We start from the raw sequence: 15,703 nt of genomic DNA, 5'->3' as shown, positions 1-15,703 counted from the left end.
TCCACGACGTACCGCGCGAAAGCGAAACGCGGTGCGTGACCCGGGCGGGCCGCCCACCCGGCCCGCCCTCGTACCACCCCCTGAACCGGCACGACGGGTATGGTCCGCCCCCGTGACGTACCCGCCGCGCCACCTCATCCCCGTGGGCGGCGGTCAGGTTTATCGGGGAAATTTTGGTCCTGGGCCGTAGCGGACTCCGGTTCCTCCCTGGGCGTCTCCGATCTTTTCAAGAAGTTCTCGTTCGCGGAGACTGGTCAGGATGTCCCGTGCGGCGAAGACATGGATGTCGAACAGTCGTTGAAGCGTCCGGTTGGTGACGAACCCGTACTCCCGGATGTGGTCGATGATCTTCTGGTCTGTCTCGTCGAGTTTTCGGCGGCGGTAAGTGATCGCACGGCCCATCATGGCCACGGCCTCCGACCGCAGGCGATAGGCCGGAAACGCCTTGGCGGCCGTCCGGCGTGTCGGCTCCAGTAGGTGGTATTCGTCCGCCATCACCTGAAGCACACCCTGGGCCTCGCCAGGAGAGCGTTGGATCATGACGGCGAGCTGAAGTGCGTCTATGGTCACGCTATGCCGCAGGTGGGACAGGGCCAGGAGTACGTTGACATCACGTGCCGCCCTGGCGGGGAGGCCGCCGACGAGGCGGGCGAAGGAGTCGTTGCCGATCCCGCCGGTCAGGGTTGCCCGTACGAGGGTGCCGCTGTCCTCGAACAAGGGGGGTTCCTTGCCGACCCGCAGCATCTCGCGATAGGCCCGGTCCACCCCCTGTCCGGTTCGTTCGGCGAGTTGCAGGCTGGAGACCGTCTCGGTGAGTAGGCGATTGCGGGGCGTCGACGGGTGGGTGAGGATGTTCTGCGCGGTCACCCCACTTACCAGGCCGCCAGGACTGATGATCGCCAGCCGTTCCGGCGAGTGCTCGACGTCCACGGTCCCACCGGTCTCGTACGACCTGTGGATGAAGGCGTTGACGACCAGTTCTCGTACGGCCTGATCGGGATAGTCGGTGAGCTGGAGTTGAACTCCGCCGCTCAGGTTCAGCGGGTGTATCTCGCGCCGGGCGTCGATGGTGTCCACCAGGGCCTGGATCGCGGCGAGCAGCGGCCGAGCGGAGCGCGTCCGGCCGGTGGCCTCTGATCCCAGAGTTGGCCGGAACTGGTACGAGTATCCGTAACTTGGCACGATCTGCTGAAGTACCTGTTCCTCAGCGAGGATGAGCACTCCCGCGTTGGTAACGCCCCCGTCGGGGGTGACCAACCGCAGGGCCTCCAGCAGGGGGCGGTCGTCGAGGGCGGCAAGGTGGTCTTGGCCGCTGGACGTCAACAGCTGACGGAGCCTGTCGAGCTCCACCGCACTGAGGTCGGCCAGGCCGGCGCTGGAGATGTCCGCGGACCAGTCGACCTGGCCGCGGGCGATCATGACCTCGCGCTGCTGGTCAGGTGGGAACGGTAGGCACTCCTTAGCCAGACGGCGAGTGGCGAGGCCGGCCGCGTTGCTGTGCGGAAGCACCCCCGGCGGAACGGTCACCAGGATCAACCGGGCGTTGTCCACCATGAGTTCATTGACAAAAGGTGTGATGTGCGGTCTTGTTCGGTCAAATACTCCTTTGCGGATCTGGTCAACGGTGTATGTCGATGGCACCCCACGCAGGGCATCGGCACGCTCACGGGCCCTGTCGTCGACCCCCAGCACCACGGTGCCGCCCTGAGCGTTGACGAAGCAGACCAGGGCGTCGGCCAGCAGCCCCAGCGTCGCCTTGGGGGAATCCGCCACGAGCTTGAAATCGAGGGTGTCCGTCTCCAGGTCATCGGCGGTGACGCCACGGCCGAGTGCCTGGAGCGCTGCTTCCACCTCGTCGTGCTTCATACCACTGAGGTTAACTGAGAAGTGGTATCCAGACCACGTTTCTCAGTTATGGAGCCGCTCCCGGAGCCCTCTTGGCCTCGTCAGGAGAGGCCGTGCCGTCAACGACGGTTGCAGCCACTCGTCGCACGCATCGAGCGACTGGAGCAACACCTCGATCCCAGCTCTGGGAACAGCACAACGGCGGCCACCCCGTGAGGGGTGGCCGCCGTTCGCGTACCACTGGCCCTACGCCGTCTTCATGGACTCGGGGCTCAGGGGAGGGCGTTCAGTTCTTCGCCGGGGAAGACTGTCAGCTGCGAGGACGACAGAATCTCACCGGCACCTCGGTCACCGCCCTGGAACTGGTCTCGCAGAAGCGCCCTGACGTCCTCCTGCTCGATGTCGAGATCCCCGGTGACGGGGTCGCGCACACCGTCTCCCGAGCACGTACGATCTCGCCGGCCACCCAGATCATCATCCTGAGCATGTATGACGGGCCGCACCTTCTGCGGCAGCTGCTGTCCGCCGGCATCCGGGGCTACCTGCTCAAGACCGTACACCGCTACGAACTCGTGGCGGCGATCAGGAGCGTGCACTACGAACCCGATCGCCTCATCCTGGTCGTCTCCCCGGAGAGCCTCGCCCATATGGAGAGAGCGCGCACCGAGGTCCTGACGAGCAAGGAGCGAGAGGTGCTCGAACTGGTCGCCCAGGCGTTCAGCAACAGGCAGATCGCTTCCCGGCTGAACACCACGGAAGCCACGGTCAAGCGCCACCTACGCAACATCTTCGTGAAACTCGGGGCGGCTTCGCGCATCGACGCCGTCAACCGGGCGATCGACGCCTCGCTGATCACACCGACGAGGTGACCCCGCCTGCCCCCTGATTGAGCTCTGCGCGACCCCAGAAGGGCGTCGTGACGATTTTCCCGCGTTCAGGGCCTGCCTACAGTGAAATCGTGAACTCTGAGGCTTTGATCGCGAATATCCTGCCGCCATGGGCAATGGCCGTCGATACCTTCGAAGACCACGCCGACGCCATGCTCTTTCCCGCGGAAGCAGAGGTGGTCAGCCGGTCCGTTGAGCAGAAGCGCGCGGAGTTCGCGACGGCGCGGATGTGCGCCAGGAAGGCCATGGGCGCGCTCGGCCTGCCCCCGCAGCAGGTGCTGCCCGGCGTGTGCGGCGAGCCCCAGTGGGCCAAGGGCGTGGTCGGCAGCATCACCCACTGCACGGGCTATCGCGCGGCCGTGGTCGGCGCGAGCAGCGAGGGGCTCACGATCGGCATCGACGCCGAACCTGACAAGGCCATCTCCAGCGGAGTTCTGGAGGCCATCTCCAAGCCCGAGGAGCGCGAGGCCATCCGGGTCCTGGCCCGGGAGCACCCAGGCCCGTCCTGGGACCGCCTGCTCTTCAGCGCCAAGGAGTCCGTCTACAAGGCGTGGTTCCCGCTGACCAAACGCTGGCTGGACTTCGAGAGCGCGACGGTGACGTTCGATCCGGTGCGCGGCATCTTCTTCGCCCGCCTGCTGGTGACCGGGCCCAGCGTGCTCGGCCGGCCGCTGACCGGGTTCCGCGGACGCTGGATGGCCAGAGAAGGGCTGGTCCTCACCGCTATCGCCATATCGGCGCGCTCCGACCGAGCGCTGCACAGGGTTTGAGCCACTCCCGGGTTGTCGGTCACCACGTTCACGGAGGAACGCGTGATGAGAAAGGTCCTGATCGCCAATCGCGGTGAGATCGCCGTTCGGGTGGCGCGTGCGTGCAAGGATGCCGGGCTGCGCAGCGTGGTGGTTTACGCCGAACAGGATCTGGACGCGCTGCACGTCAGAATGGCGGACGAGGCACACGCGCTGGCCGGCCAGTCGCCGGCGGAGACGTACCTGAACATCGCCAAGCTGCTGCGGATCGCCGAGCACTCCGGCGCCGACGCGGTGCATCCCGGTTACGGCTTCCTGGCGGAGAACGCCGACTTCGCCCGCGCCGTCATCGACGCGGGGCTCACCTGGATCGGGCCGTCCCCCGAGGCGATCGCGGCGCTGGGCGACAAGGTCCAGGCCAGGCACATCGCAGCCAGGGTGGGCGCGCCGCTGGTGGCGGGCACCAAGGAGCCCGTACGGGGCGCTGCGGAGGTCGTCGCCTTCGCGCGCGAGCACGGGCTGCCCATCGCGATCAAGGCCGCGTACGGCGGTGGCGGGCGCGGGCTGAAGGTCGCCAGGACGCTCGAAGAGATCCTGGACCTGTACGACAGTGCCGTCCGGGAGGCGACGACGGCGTTCGGACGGGGCGAATGCTTCGTTGAGCGCTACCTGGACCGGCCGCGGCATGTGGAGACCCAGTGCCTGGCCGACAGGTACGGCGACGTGGTCGTGGTCAGCACCCGTGACTGCTCGCTGCAGCGCCGCCACCAGAAGGTGGTGGAGGAGGCGCCCGCGCCGTTCCTCAGCGCCGAGCAGACCGAGATCCTCTACCGCAGCTCCAAGGCGATCCTGAAGGAGGCGGGCTACGTCGGGGCGGGCACGTGCGAGTTCCTGGTCGCCAGGGACGGCACGATCTCCTTCCTGGAGGTCAACACCCGCCTGCAGGTCGAGCACCCGGTCTCCGAGGAGGTGACGGGCCTCGACCTGGTGCGAGAGATGTTCCGCATCGCCGACGGGCAGCCGCTGGGCTACACCGACCCGGTGGTGCGCGGCCACTCGATCGAGTTCCGTATCAACGCGGAGGACGCCGGCCGTGACTTCCTGCCCATGCCCGGCACGCTCACCGCCATGCGCATCCCGTCGGGGCCTGGAGTCCGACTCGACTCGGGCTACGAGGCGGGGGAGACGGTGCCGCAGGCCTTCGACTCACTCGTGGCCAAGCTCATCGTGACCGGGCAGAGCCGTACGGAGGCCTTGGAAAGGTCGCGGCGGGCGCTGGCAGAGCTGGAGATCGAGGGGGTGCCGACCGTGCTGCCCTTTCATCGCGCGATCGTGGCGGATCCGGCGTTCACCTCCACGCCCTTCACCGTCCACACGCGCTGGATCGAGACCGAGTTCGACAACACCATCCCGCCCTACGCCGGACCCGGCGACATCGATGTGCCGCGACTTCGGGAAAGGGTGATCGTCGAGGTCGGCGGCAGGCGGCTGGAGGTGGTGCTGCCCGCGGGCTTCGGCCCTGCCGTACCGGCTCCGGCGCCCAGGACGCCGCGACGCGGCGTCGACATGGCCAAGCAGCTGCCGGTTGGGGGAAACGCACTGGTCAACTCCATGCAGGCCACCGTCGTGATGGTCGCCAGGACCGACGGGGACCTGGTCGACACCGGCGACCTCGTGGTGGTCATCGAGGCCATGAAAATGGAGCAGGCCATCACCGCCCACAAACCAGGCATGATCACCAGCCTCAGCGTCGCCGGAGGCCAGACCATCGCGACCGGCGCCGTCATCTGCGAAATCATCGACATCTGAGCCCGGCGCCGAGATCGAGGGCTCACCCACGGAGTGGGGCGCTGGTCGAGACCAGGTGTACGGGAACCTGGAAGCTTCCAGGGGCGACGAAAACGACTGGGGCGGATGCCGGATTCGTCGCGACGGCGGAGCGCGAGCGGCCGAATCGATTTCAGCGCGGCCGGGCTGTGATCACCACTGCAGCCGTCACGCACCGTCGCGGCGGACCCGATGGGCCCATTCGAGCAGGCGCGTAACAGGCCCCAAGGGACCCCGGCTGTGCTGGAATGGTGCCCGGCCCGGTAGTACGTGCCGCCTGCGGTCCCATCCAGACGGAAAGGTGCGTCTCGCTCATGAGAATCCTCGTCACCGGCGGTGCCGGATTCATCGGTTCGCACTTCGTCCGCACCACCCGGGACGCCCGGATCACCGTGCTCGACCGGCTCACGTACGCCGCGGACCCGGCCAATCTGGAGGGGGTGCCGCACGAGCTCGTGCAGGGCGACATCTGCGACGCCGAACTGCTCGGCCGGGTGGTCCCCGGCCATGACATCGTGATCAACTTCGCGGCCGAGTCACACGTCGACCGGTCGATCGAGGGGGCCGGCGAGTTCGTCCGCACCAACGTGCTCGGCACCCAGACGCTGATGCAGGCCTGCCTGGACGCGGGCACGCCGAGGGTGGTCCAGGTCTCGACGGACGAGGTGTACGGGTCGATCGAGACGGGCTCCTGGGACGAGGACGCCCCGCTTTGCCCGCGCTCGCCGTACGCGGCGGCCAAGGCGGGCGGCGACATGATCGCCCGCGCCTATGCGATCACGCACGGGCTGCCGGTGTCGATCACCCGGTGCGGCAACAACTACGGGCCGTACCAGTTCCCGGAGAAGGTCATCCCGCTCTTCGTCACCAACCTGCTGGAGGGCAGGAAGGTTCCGCTGTACGGCGACGGCGGCAACATCCGCGACTGGATCCACGTCGACGACCACTGCCGGGGCATCCGGCTGGTCGCCGAACAGGGCGAGCCCGGCGAGGTCTACCACATCGCGGGCACCGCCGAGCTGACCAACCTGGAACTCACCCAGCGGCTGCTGGACGCGCTGGAGGCCGACTGGACCATGGTCGAGCGGGTGACCGACCGCAAGGGTCACGACCGCCGCTACTCGCTCGACGACACGAAGCTGCGCGCTCTCGGCTACCGGCCGCTGACCGCGTTCGAGGACGGCCTGGCGGAGACCGTCCGCTGGTACGCCGACAACCCCTCCTGGTGGAAGTCCAAGCGCGCCGCCGGCTGAGTCAGCGCGGGTCGTCGAGCAGGCCCGCGTCGTGGACGAGCAGCGCGATCTGGACCCGGTTGTTGAGGCCGAACTTGGTGAGGACGCTGGACACGTGCGTCTTCACCGTGGCCAGGCTGAGGTGGAGCATGGCGCCGATCTCGGCGTTGGACCTGCCCTGCCCGACCGCGATGGCCACCTCGCGTTCCCGGCCGGCCAGCCGGGCCAGCCGCTCCCGCGCCCGGGTGCGGCGCTCGTTCTCGCCGTCGTCGGCGACCCGGGCGATGAGGCGCCGCGTCACGGCGGGGGAGAGCACCGGGTTGCCCAGGGTGACCTGGCGCACCGCGGCCACGATCTCCGCGGGCGGGGTGTCCTTGAGCAGGTAGCCGGCCGCTCCCGCGCGCAGCGCGCGCAGGACGTGGTCGTCGGCGTCGAAGGTGGTCATCACGATGACCTCCGGGGCACCGGGGCGGGCGCGGAGCTCCCTGGTCGCGGTCAGCCCGTCCATGACGGGCATCCGGATGTCCATCAGGACGACGTCGGGACGATGCCGGGCGGCCAGCGAGAGCGCCTCGCTCCCGTCGCCCGCCTCCGCGACGATGCTGAGATCGGGCGTGCCGCCCAGCATCATCACCAGCCCGGCGCGTACCAGGGGGTCGTCGTCGACGATGAGCACGCCGACCTGCCGTGGCTGCTGGGAGGTCATACCGGCCAGGGTAGCCAGGCCGACAGGCGCCAGCCACCTTCGGCGGTGGGCCCGTGCTCCAGCCGCCCGCCGATCAGGGTGACACGTTCGGCCAGCCCGACCAGCCCCTGCCCGGAGCCCTCGCCGGGTGCGGGTGCGGGGGCGGCCGAGGGAGGGGCGGCGGGCGCGGAGTTGCGCACCTCGATCGAGAGCCACTGGCCGGGCGTCCCCGTCGTGTGCACCCACACCTGTGCCCCGTGGGCGTGCTTGCGGGCGTTGGTGAGGGCCTCCTGCACGATCCGGTAGGCGGTGCCGGCGCTCCGGCCGGGAACGCTCCCGGGAACCTCCTGGGTGAGGTTCACCCGCATCCCGGCCCGCCGGGACTCGGCGGCGAGCTCCTCGATGTCGGTCAGGGACGGCTGCGACAGCTCGCCGACCGGGGCCCGCAGCACGCCGATGGCCTCCCGCAGATCCTGCAGCGCCTGATGGGCGCTCTGCCTGATCACCTTGGCCGCGCGGGCGATGTCCTCGGCGGGGGCGTCCGGCCGGAATTCCAGCGCGCCCGCGTGCACGCTCAGCAGGGACAGCCGGTGCCCGAGGACGTCGTGGATCTCCCTGGCGATCGCCTCGCGGGCGCGCTGCTGGGCCTCGGCCTCGGCCCTGGCGGCGCTCTCCCGCAGCGACAGCAGGAGCCGGCGCCGGTGGTGCACGAAGAGGCCCCAGCCGATGGCGGAGCCCTGGGTCGCGACCCCCAGCAGGAACAGCAGCTCGCGCGGCGCGCCGACCTCCTGCCTGACCACGGCGTAGACCAGCGCGGCGAGCAGGCTCAGCGTGAAGACGACGAACGTGGTCCGCGCCGCCCGGTGCACCGCCACCGTGAACAGCGCCACCAGCATGGCGCCCCCGACCAGCTCGGAGAAGGCCGACAGGACGACGAGGGCCAGGGCCAGCTCGACCGGATGGCGCCGCCGCAGCCACAGCGCGGCACAGCCCAGCACGCCGATCACCTGGTCGAGCTGGAACACCCAGGGCAACACGTCCTGGGTGGGCATCTGGATGCGCTCGGCGGCCGTCATGATTCCGAAGGCCGCCGCGAAGAGGAACAGGCCGATGTCCACGAGCCAGTCGCGTACGCTGCGCCGGGACGCGGGTGGCGCGGCGAATTCATCCATCCCGGGTAAGTCTAGGACGCGGCACGGGGGCCCTGGCTAGAGCTTCATCCGGCGCAGCAGCGACCGTTTGGCCGAGCTGAACTCCTCGTCGGTGAGCACACCGGAGCGGTGCAGATCGCCGAGTTCGGCCAGGCGGCGCACTAGGGCGTCGTGATCCTCCAGTTCGGCCAGGCGCTGCCGCCGATCGTCCGGCCGGCTCGGCGGCAGCGCGGGCGGCTCCTCGGCACGGGGCGACAGCCGGGCCAGCACGGCGGCGGCGACCAGGACGGTCGAGCCGCCGTACCGCTGAATGCTCCAGGCCAGGCAGTGCAGGTCCTTCTCCGGTGCCGCGGCGGGGGCGGCGCCCCTGAGACGGAAGCGGAGGCGGCCGTAGCCGACACCGGTCTGCGGGGCCCACTCCACGCCCTCCACATCCCGCAGCGGGAACGTCTGCGGACCCGCCGCCTCCTTGACCGATTTGGCGAACAGGCTCCACTCCAGGCGAATCAGCTCACCGTCGAAGTTCACCGTGCCGTCACCCGCCGAGGCCGAGACCGGTACGGCGGGGCCGGGCAGCAGGAACGACTCGCAGGGACCGCTCGGCACCTGCTCCAGCATCAGGTGGGTGCGCATCTCGTCGGCGAAGTACTCGGCGGCTCCGGTGCGCCCCTTGGGGATGGCCAGCCGGTACGGGTCGGCGGACCCCGACAGCCGCCCGGTGACCACGTCGGTCAGCGGATCGGCTCCGGGCCGCAGGCGGAGCTGCAGGTTGCCGCCCTTGCGCGAGGGTTCGAACGACGCTCCGGCGATCGCCGCGAGGGGAATCTCCAGCTCGCCGAGCGTCTTGCGTAGTTCGTGGACGTCACTGTCCCCGCCTGGCACGATCCTGAGGATTTCGCTGTCGAACATCCATGATCCGTCCGGAACGGAGATCTCGGCCATGTCGTCACCCTAGGACATTCGGGGGCGCCGGAGCGCGCCCCCGGCGGACGTCGGTCGTGTCACACATCGACGGCTCACCGGTGCTGGACGGCCCGCAGGATGTTCATCCGCGAGGCCCGCCGGGGCGGCCGGCTCGCCGCCACGACACCGATCAGGACGGTGCCGAGCAGGCAGAGCCCAAGCCGGCCGTACGGGATGTCGGACAGGTGGGTAATGGTCGTGACAGTTCGTTCACGGCCTCCGCTGATATCCCGGCATTGAATAGGTGGGGCGGAGAACGCGGGAGGCTAAGACGCCGGAGCCCTTTCCGCGGAGATGATCACGACAATCCCGAGGATCGCCAGGATCAGGTTCGCGTAGATCTCGTAACCTTCGAGGAAGGCCACGTTATTGACGACGACACGGTTGAAGAAGTTGAGCACCACGCCGAGGATGGGCTGGACGGCTATCTGGTCGATGGTCCCGCTTACGCCTTCGAGGATCATGATGAACCCGATGAGCTGTAAGGATTTACGCACGATTCAACATTAGGGCCGATCGGGGCGGCGGGAATCGGTCGTCGGCATCTCCCGTCTCAACCGAAGTCGCCGATACGGAGCCTGCTTTCCGACTAAAGTATGAGCCGCGTCGACTTTGGTATCACGACCGTCGGCGGGACACCCGAATCGGACCATCTGCGGTCAGCATTGGATCGTGGCGGGAAAGGCCACAGTACGTTCTACACGATCCGGTAAACGGCCGGGATCAGGAGCAGTCGAGATGCAGCCACTGAAAATCGAAGGCGCATGGATTGACGACCCGAAAATCCACGTCGACGATCGGGGAGGTCTCCACGAATGGTTCCGCGAGGAGGAGTTCCACGCGGTCACCGGACGGCGGCTGCGGCTCTCCCAGGCCAACTGCTCCGTTTCGCGCCGGGGCACCCTGCGCGGGATTCACGTCGCCGATGTGCCACCGGGCCAGGCGAAGTACGTCAAGTGCGTGCGAGGAGCGATGCTGGACGTGATCGTGGACATCCGGGTCGGCTCACCGAGGTTCGGCCAGTGGGAGATGGTGCGCCTGGACGACGAGGACCACCGGGGAGTGTTCCTGTCCGAGGGACTGGGGCACGGCCTGCTCGCGCTGACGGACGACGCGACCGTGATCTACCTGTGTTCGGAGGGCTACAACCCGACCAGGGAGCGCGGCATCCACCCACTCGATCCCGAACTGGGCATCACCTGGCCGGCGGACATCGAACCGCTCCTGTCGCCCAAGGACGCCGCGGCGCCCACCCTCGCCGAGACGCGCGCGGGCGGTCTCCTGCCCTCCTATGAGGAGTGCCTGGCCTTCTACGCCTCGCACGCCCGCGGGTAGGAACTCGCCGGCCCGCCGGTGACGGTTCGCGGTCATCGCGTCGCGCGCCGACCGCGAACCGTCACCGGCGGGCGTACGCCCTCTCAGCGGAAGGGCTTCGCCAGCTCGGGGTGGGCCGCGCACAGCGCGTCCCGCCAGGGGCGGAGCGGCTCCAGGCCCAGCTCCCGCCACCGCGCGTGGTCCAGGATGCTGAAAGCCGGTCGCTTCGCCGGGCGGACGAAGGCCTCGGAGGTCGTCCGGCGCACCCGCTCGGGATCGGTGCCGGACAGCCGGAAAACCTCCTGGGCGAGCTCGAACCAGGAGGCCTTCCCGGAGTTGACGGTGTGGAACACTCCCGCCGCGGAGCCGAGCCCGCCGAGCGTGACCAGCCGGTCCGCGAGGTCCGCGGCCCAGGTCGGCTGCCCGAACTGGTCGTCGACCACCTCGACGGTCTCCCGTTCCGTCATGAGACGGAGCATGGTGCTCACGAAGTTCGGTCCGTGGGCGCCGTACAGCCAGGCCGTCCGGACGACGGCGGCGGAAGGCAGCGTATCGAGGACCGCCTTCTCCCCGGCCAGCTTGGTCCGCCCGTACGCGGTCCGCGGCTCGGCCGGGTCGTCCTCGCGGTATGGGACGCCTGCGTCACCGGAGAAGACGTAGTCGGTGGAGACATGGACCAGCCGGGCGCCGTGCCGCGCGCAGGCCTCGGCGAGCAGCCGGGGGCCGTCGGCGTTGACCCGGTAGGCCTCTCGCTCCCGTTCCTCGGCGTCGTCCACCGCCGTCCAGGCGGCGCAGTTGACCACCACCCGCGGGGCGAGCGTCCGGAAGGCCGACTCGACCTGGTCCCGGTGGCAGATGTCCAGGTCCCGACGGGTTCGCGCGGCGACGTCGTACCCTCGCCCGCGCGCCAGCGCGACCACCTCGTGCCCGAGCATGCCTGCCGCCCCGGTGACGAGCCACGTCATGGCGTCCTCTCCCTGAGCGATCGACCGCGCACGTGTCCTCCGCTATCGCGGCTCTGGTCACTCCGAATGTTGATGTGATCAATGATGTTCACTGTCGCGACGTGCCGTCTTCCGCCGTTGTAATCGCCGCGATGCCGGGGGATGACGGTGCGCCGCACGAGCAAACATAGAGCCCCTGACCATTATTCACCATCGCCTGGCACGGGTTCCTGATCCGGCGAATCACTGGATCAGGCCTCGTGAGAGGGGTTCCGAAGTGGCACAGGCGGGAGAGCCACCTGAAGGGGGGCGAGATCACCTACCGGACGTCGCGCACCTGTGGCGGCGAGACCCGCGGGGTGACCGTCACCCTCTGACGCTCACCACAGGAGCGACCGCATCGGACGCTCGCGGCGAATGCCGGTGAGGACAGGACGCCTGTGGCGAGGTGGTCACCCTCGCCGAGCACGTGTCAGGGGCATGGGCGCTGCTTGCTCGATTGTCGCGACTTTTTGCCCAATACCGCCTTTTGTGGAGAAGAGGGGAAAGCATCCTTTGAGGTCGATCGTGTGATGGCTATGCTCGCAGCAGCTTGTAGCCGGGCGGCACGCCGGGTGGCTGGTGGGCACTAACCGACGCCGTGAGGTACCTGTGGCCAGCATTGAACTTTTCGGCCGCCACGCTGAGCTCGAACAGCTGTCGGGCTTTCTCGACAGCGCCCGGCGGCATGGCGACGCGCGGCTGATGCGGGGCGAACCCGGTGTGGGCAAGTCCGCTCTCATGGCCGCCGCGGCCGAACTCGCCATCACTGCGGACATGCGGGTGCTGCGCGCGTCCGGGTCCGAGTTCGAGGCCGACGTCGGCTACTCCTGCCTCAATCAGCTGCTCCTGCCGGTGAGCGCGGACATCGAGCGGCTGCCACCAGGTCTGAGGGAGGCGCTGTCGGTGGCGCTCGGGTTCGGTGTCGGCGCGCCCACGGACGCCCTCCTGGTCTGCAACGCGGCCCTCCTGCTCGTCAAGACGGTCGCCGCCGAGGTTCCGCTCGTCCTACTGGTGGATGACGTCCAATGGATCGACCGGGCCAGCGCCGTGGTGCTCGGATTCGTCGCGCGCCGTCTGGAGGGGGTCCGGGCCGGTCTGCTGGTCTCCGCGCGGACCGGGTCGGTGAGCTTCCTGGACCCGCGGGGATTGGCGGAGATCGTGGTTCAGCCGCTGGATCACGAGGCGGCCGGGCGGCTGGTCGATGCCAACCATCCGGAGATGCCCGCGCGGATCCGGCAACGGCTGCTCGATCTCGCGCAGGGCAACCCGCTGGCGTTGACGGAGCTGCCGTCCACGTTGCTCGGCGCGGCGCATCAGGCGGTGGCGCAACCCGAGATGGTGCCGCTCAGCGACCGGCTCCAGGCGATGTTCGCCGTGCGGATCGCTGATCTGCCGGAATCGACCCGCAGGATGCTCCTGCTGGCCACGTTCGAGGGCACCGGCGACGTTCGCGTGCTCAGGGCCGCCCTTGAGGATGGGGCCGGGCTGGCCGACCTCGCCCCGGCTGAGCGGGCGCAGCTGGTGCGCGTGGACGACGCCACGGCGCGGATCGCCTTCCGCCACCCGCTGATCCGGTCGGCGATCGTGGCAGGCTCCACGCACGAGGAGCGCCGGAGCGCGCACCTCGCCCTCGCCGGTGCCCTGATGGGTGACCGGGAACGCCGTGCGTGGCACCTTGCCGCGGCCGCCGTCGGCCCGGACGAAACGGTCGCCGCGCTGCTTGAGGATTCGGCGCATCGCGTCATGCTCCGCGGGGACGCGTTCGCCGCGATCGCGGCGCTGATCCGCGCCGCCGAGCTGAGCGCGACGAGCGCCGACCGGGGCCGCCGGCTCTCCGAGGCCGCCTACATCGGCGCCGAGGCCGGCGGGGCCATCGACGACGCGAGGACGCTCCTGACCGATGCGCGGCGGGCGGCCCCGGATTCCTCCGGCTCGCTCCACGCGGCGAACGCGGCCGCCTTCCTGATGCTCAACGGGGACGGCGACGTGGCCACCGCCCACCGGCTCCTGGTCGGCGCCATCGAGACCGCGGACCACGGCTACCAGGCCGGAGATCCCGCGCTCATCGAGGCCATGCACACGTTGATGCTGCTCTGCTGGTACGGCGGCGCCCCGGAGTACTGGGAACCCTTCGATCGAGCGCTGCGGCGGCTGGAGCCGCGACCGCCGGACGTCCTGGCACTGGCGAGCAGGACCTTTCCCGATCCGGTCCGCACGGGGGCGTCGGCGCTGGCGAGAAGCCAGACCATCCTCGACACGCTCGCCGACGAAACCGATCCCACCAGGATCGTGCGGATCGGCACGGCGTCGGTCTACCTGGACCGCCTGGGTGACTGCCGCGAGTCCTCGCGGCGGCTGGTCCAGCAGGGACGCGCCGGGGGAGCGCCGCGCCGGCACCTCGGCGCCCTGATGCACCTGTGCCTGGACGGCTACCTCGTCGGACGGTGGGACGAGGCCGAGCGACTCGCCCTTGAGGGACAGCGGGTCTGCGACACCAGCGGCTTCTCCTTCTTCGCGTGGTACTTCCGGTACAACAGGGCGATCCTCGCCGCCGGACGAGGGCGCTTCGAGGAGGCGTACGCGCTCGCCGGCGAGATCACCCACTGGGCGCTCCCGCGCGGTGTGACGGCCGCGGTTCTGTTCGCCCAGCATCCGCGCGCTCTCGCGGCGATGGGCCGGGGAGACTTCGACGCAGCCTTCCACCACGCTGCCGCGATGAGCCCGCCCGGAGTCCTCGCCTCGCATGTGCCCCACTGCACCTGGGTCATGTTCGACCTGACCGAGGCGGCGATGCGGACCGGGCGCACCGTCGAAGCCAGGGCGCACGTCGAGGCGATGCGAGCCGCCGACGTATCCGCGCTGTCGCCCAGGATGACGCTGATTCAGGCGGCGGCGGAGTTCCTCGTGTTCGAGGACGACGTGACGACGACACGGCTGGAGTCGTTGGTGTCGGGTCTCGCGGCGGAACGCTGGCTGTGGGATGTGTGCCGAATCCGGCTCGTCCTCGGCGAGCGGCTGCGGCGGTCCGGATCCGCCGCGGAGGGCCGCCGCCACCTCCTCGCCGCGCGTGACGGCTTCGCCGCGATGGCTGCCGGACCCTGGCTTGAGCGCACGCGGAGGGAGATCCGCGCCACCGGATACCGGCAGGCCGACGGGTCGGCAGGTGGCCCGGCCTCCCTGACGGCGCAGGAGCTGCAGATCGCGCGGCTGGCGGCGAGCGGACTGACCAACAAACAGATCGCGGAGCGGCTGTACCTGTCTCATCGCACGGTCGGCGCACACCTTTACCGCATCTTCCCCAAGCTGGGCGTCACGACGCGGGCCGGGCTCAGGGATGCGCTGTCGGACCGGTAGCGGCTCTCGCCTGTGACTGCGCGCTGAGTTCGTCGGCCTGCGCCTCCTTGTCCTCCAGCAGCCGCTCCAGCAGGCGCCGGGTGGTGGGATCGTCGGTCCCGACCCAGCGCACCGCCTCCTGCAGCGTCTGAACGAGGATTCGCACCCCGACGAGGTCCTGCGTCACGATGCCGGCGAGGTCTCCATCCGGGAATGTCTGGAAGGTGATACGTGACCAGGCGGGCAGATGCCGCGGGTCGTACTCGGCGACGAATCCGAGCTGCCCGATGCGGGTCGCGAGCAGCCGTGCGCCGGCGCGGTCGAGGTCGGCGCAGGTGTGGAGGAACTCCGCGACCGGCCGATATGACGGCGCGCGGACGAGCGACGCATGCTGCTCGTACTGCAACGAGGACACGACCATGCTGGCCAGCAGCGCGTTCAGCAGGTGTGCGAGCGCGGTCAGCTCGGCGCGGTTCGACGGTGTGACCGGCCCGTCGTCCACATCGAACAGGGCCCGGTCCCGGACCTCGCGCATGCGCAGGACGGCTGGCGGCACTGGAGGACTCGTCACGTGTCGATGGTCGGACAGGCGCGGGAACCACGCATCTGTCAAATGACCTAACGTTCCCGACCTGGCCCGGTGGGTCGTCGCACTGCCCGCCGTACCGGGTCGTTACGTCATGAGCGGTTAGGTCATCGGGTGCCGCCGACGATCAACCGCGGAGTCGGAT

At 69.4% G+C, this 15,703-nt stretch carries 14 protein-coding genes; 6 read left to right on the top strand and 8 right to left on the bottom strand.

Annotated features, from left to right (window positions below):
* Nucleotides 1-159: 159 nt before the first annotated feature.
* Both ACQP0P_RS45840 and ACQP0P_RS45835 read right to left on the bottom strand, forming a co-directional pair.
* Complete coding sequence (locus ACQP0P_RS45840; RefSeq protein ID WP_433368944.1) at nucleotides 160-1,866, bottom strand: ATP-binding protein; 1,707 nt, start codon at nucleotides 1,864-1,866, stop codon at nucleotides 160-162.
* Between the two features lie 251 nt (nucleotides 1,867-2,117).
* Entirely contained in the window at nucleotides 2,118-2,276 is a 159-nt protein-coding gene (locus ACQP0P_RS45835) for a hypothetical protein (RefSeq protein ID WP_433382524.1), read from the bottom strand.
* Here ACQP0P_RS45835 and ACQP0P_RS45830 point away from each other — a divergent pair.
* The 4 genes from ACQP0P_RS45830 (at nucleotide 2,202) to rfbB (ending at nucleotide 6,561) form a co-directional block, all read left to right on the top strand.
* Nucleotides 2,202-2,714 carry a LuxR C-terminal-related transcriptional regulator gene (locus ACQP0P_RS45830; protein ID WP_433382434.1) on the top strand — a complete coding sequence of 171 codons (513 nt, stop codon included), beginning with the start codon at nucleotides 2,202-2,204 and terminating at the stop codon, nucleotides 2,712-2,714. The two genes, ACQP0P_RS45835 and ACQP0P_RS45830, sit on opposite strands and share 75 nt — an antisense overlap.
* Before the next feature lie 89 nt (nucleotides 2,715-2,803).
* On the top strand, nucleotides 2,804-3,502 hold the full coding sequence (locus ACQP0P_RS45825) for a 4'-phosphopantetheinyl transferase family protein (RefSeq protein WP_433368941.1): 699 nt from the start codon (nucleotides 2,804-2,806) through the stop codon (nucleotides 3,500-3,502).
* A 45-nt stretch (nucleotides 3,503-3,547) separates the two neighbouring features.
* Nucleotides 3,548-5,290 (top strand): acetyl/propionyl/methylcrotonyl-CoA carboxylase subunit alpha, encoded by a 1,743-nt coding sequence (locus tag ACQP0P_RS45820; RefSeq protein WP_433368938.1) that lies wholly within the window; start codon nucleotides 3,548-3,550, stop codon nucleotides 5,288-5,290.
* Nucleotides 5,291-5,622: 332 nt separating this feature from the next.
* Entirely contained in the window at nucleotides 5,623-6,561 is a 939-nt protein-coding gene (gene rfbB / locus ACQP0P_RS45815; protein WP_433368935.1) for a dTDP-glucose 4,6-dehydratase, read from the top strand.
* Nucleotide 6,562: 1 nt separating this feature from the next.
* On the opposite strand, the gene ACQP0P_RS45810 is transcribed toward rfbB, so the two are convergent.
* From ACQP0P_RS45810 to ACQP0P_RS45795, 4 genes are all read right to left on the bottom strand, one after another.
* Nucleotides 6,563-7,246: a response regulator gene (locus ACQP0P_RS45810; protein WP_433368932.1), complete on the bottom strand. Its 684-nt coding sequence runs from the start codon at nucleotides 7,244-7,246 to the stop codon at nucleotides 6,563-6,565.
* Entirely contained in the window at nucleotides 7,243-8,397 is a 1,155-nt protein-coding gene (locus ACQP0P_RS45805) for a histidine kinase (RefSeq protein ID WP_433368929.1), read from the bottom strand. Before ACQP0P_RS45805 ends, ACQP0P_RS45810 begins: the two co-directional genes overlap by 4 nt.
* Nucleotides 8,398-8,433: 36 nt before the next feature.
* Complete coding sequence (locus tag ACQP0P_RS45800) at nucleotides 8,434-9,318, bottom strand: DUF4429 domain-containing protein (protein WP_433368926.1); 885 nt, start codon at nucleotides 9,316-9,318, stop codon at nucleotides 8,434-8,436.
* 287 nt (nucleotides 9,319-9,605) lie between these two features.
* Entirely contained in the window at nucleotides 9,606-9,836 is a 231-nt protein-coding gene (locus tag ACQP0P_RS45795) for a hypothetical protein (protein WP_433368923.1), read from the bottom strand.
* Nucleotides 9,837-10,077: 241 nt separating this feature from the next.
* Between ACQP0P_RS45795 and ACQP0P_RS45790 the strand changes: the two genes are divergently transcribed.
* Complete coding sequence (locus ACQP0P_RS45790) at nucleotides 10,078-10,674, top strand: dTDP-4-dehydrorhamnose 3,5-epimerase family protein (RefSeq protein ID WP_433368921.1); 597 nt, start codon at nucleotides 10,078-10,080, stop codon at nucleotides 10,672-10,674.
* Between the two features lie 83 nt (nucleotides 10,675-10,757).
* Here the strand turns inward: ACQP0P_RS45790 and rfbD are convergent, their stop codons facing one another.
* The gene (rfbD, locus tag ACQP0P_RS45785) at nucleotides 10,758-11,618 is read right to left on the bottom strand and encodes a dTDP-4-dehydrorhamnose reductase (RefSeq protein WP_433368918.1); all 861 of its coding nucleotides are present in this window, start codon (nucleotides 11,616-11,618) and stop codon (nucleotides 10,758-10,760) included.
* Nucleotides 11,619-12,248: 630 nt separating this feature from the next.
* On the opposite strand from rfbD, the gene ACQP0P_RS45780 reads away from it, so the two are divergent.
* Nucleotides 12,249-14,993: an AAA family ATPase gene (locus tag ACQP0P_RS45780; RefSeq protein WP_433368916.1), complete on the top strand. Its 2,745-nt coding sequence runs from the start codon at nucleotides 12,249-12,251 to the stop codon at nucleotides 14,991-14,993.
* Here ACQP0P_RS45780 and ACQP0P_RS45775 read toward each other — a convergent pair.
* A complete protein-coding gene (locus ACQP0P_RS45775) occupies nucleotides 14,968-15,543 on the bottom strand; it encodes a ferritin-like domain-containing protein (protein WP_433368914.1) in 576 nt (191 codons plus the stop codon). The two genes, ACQP0P_RS45780 and ACQP0P_RS45775, sit on opposite strands and share 26 nt — an antisense overlap.
* Between the last annotated feature and the right edge of the window lie 160 nt (nucleotides 15,544-15,703).

This window comes from Streptosporangium sp. CA-115845 (assembly GCF_050943795.1).
Taxonomy (GTDB): Bacteria; Actinomycetota; Actinomycetes; order Streptosporangiales; family Streptosporangiaceae; genus Streptosporangium.
The sequence above is the reverse complement of the archived record's forward strand: the minus strand, read 5'-3'. Positions and strand labels throughout refer to the sequence as shown.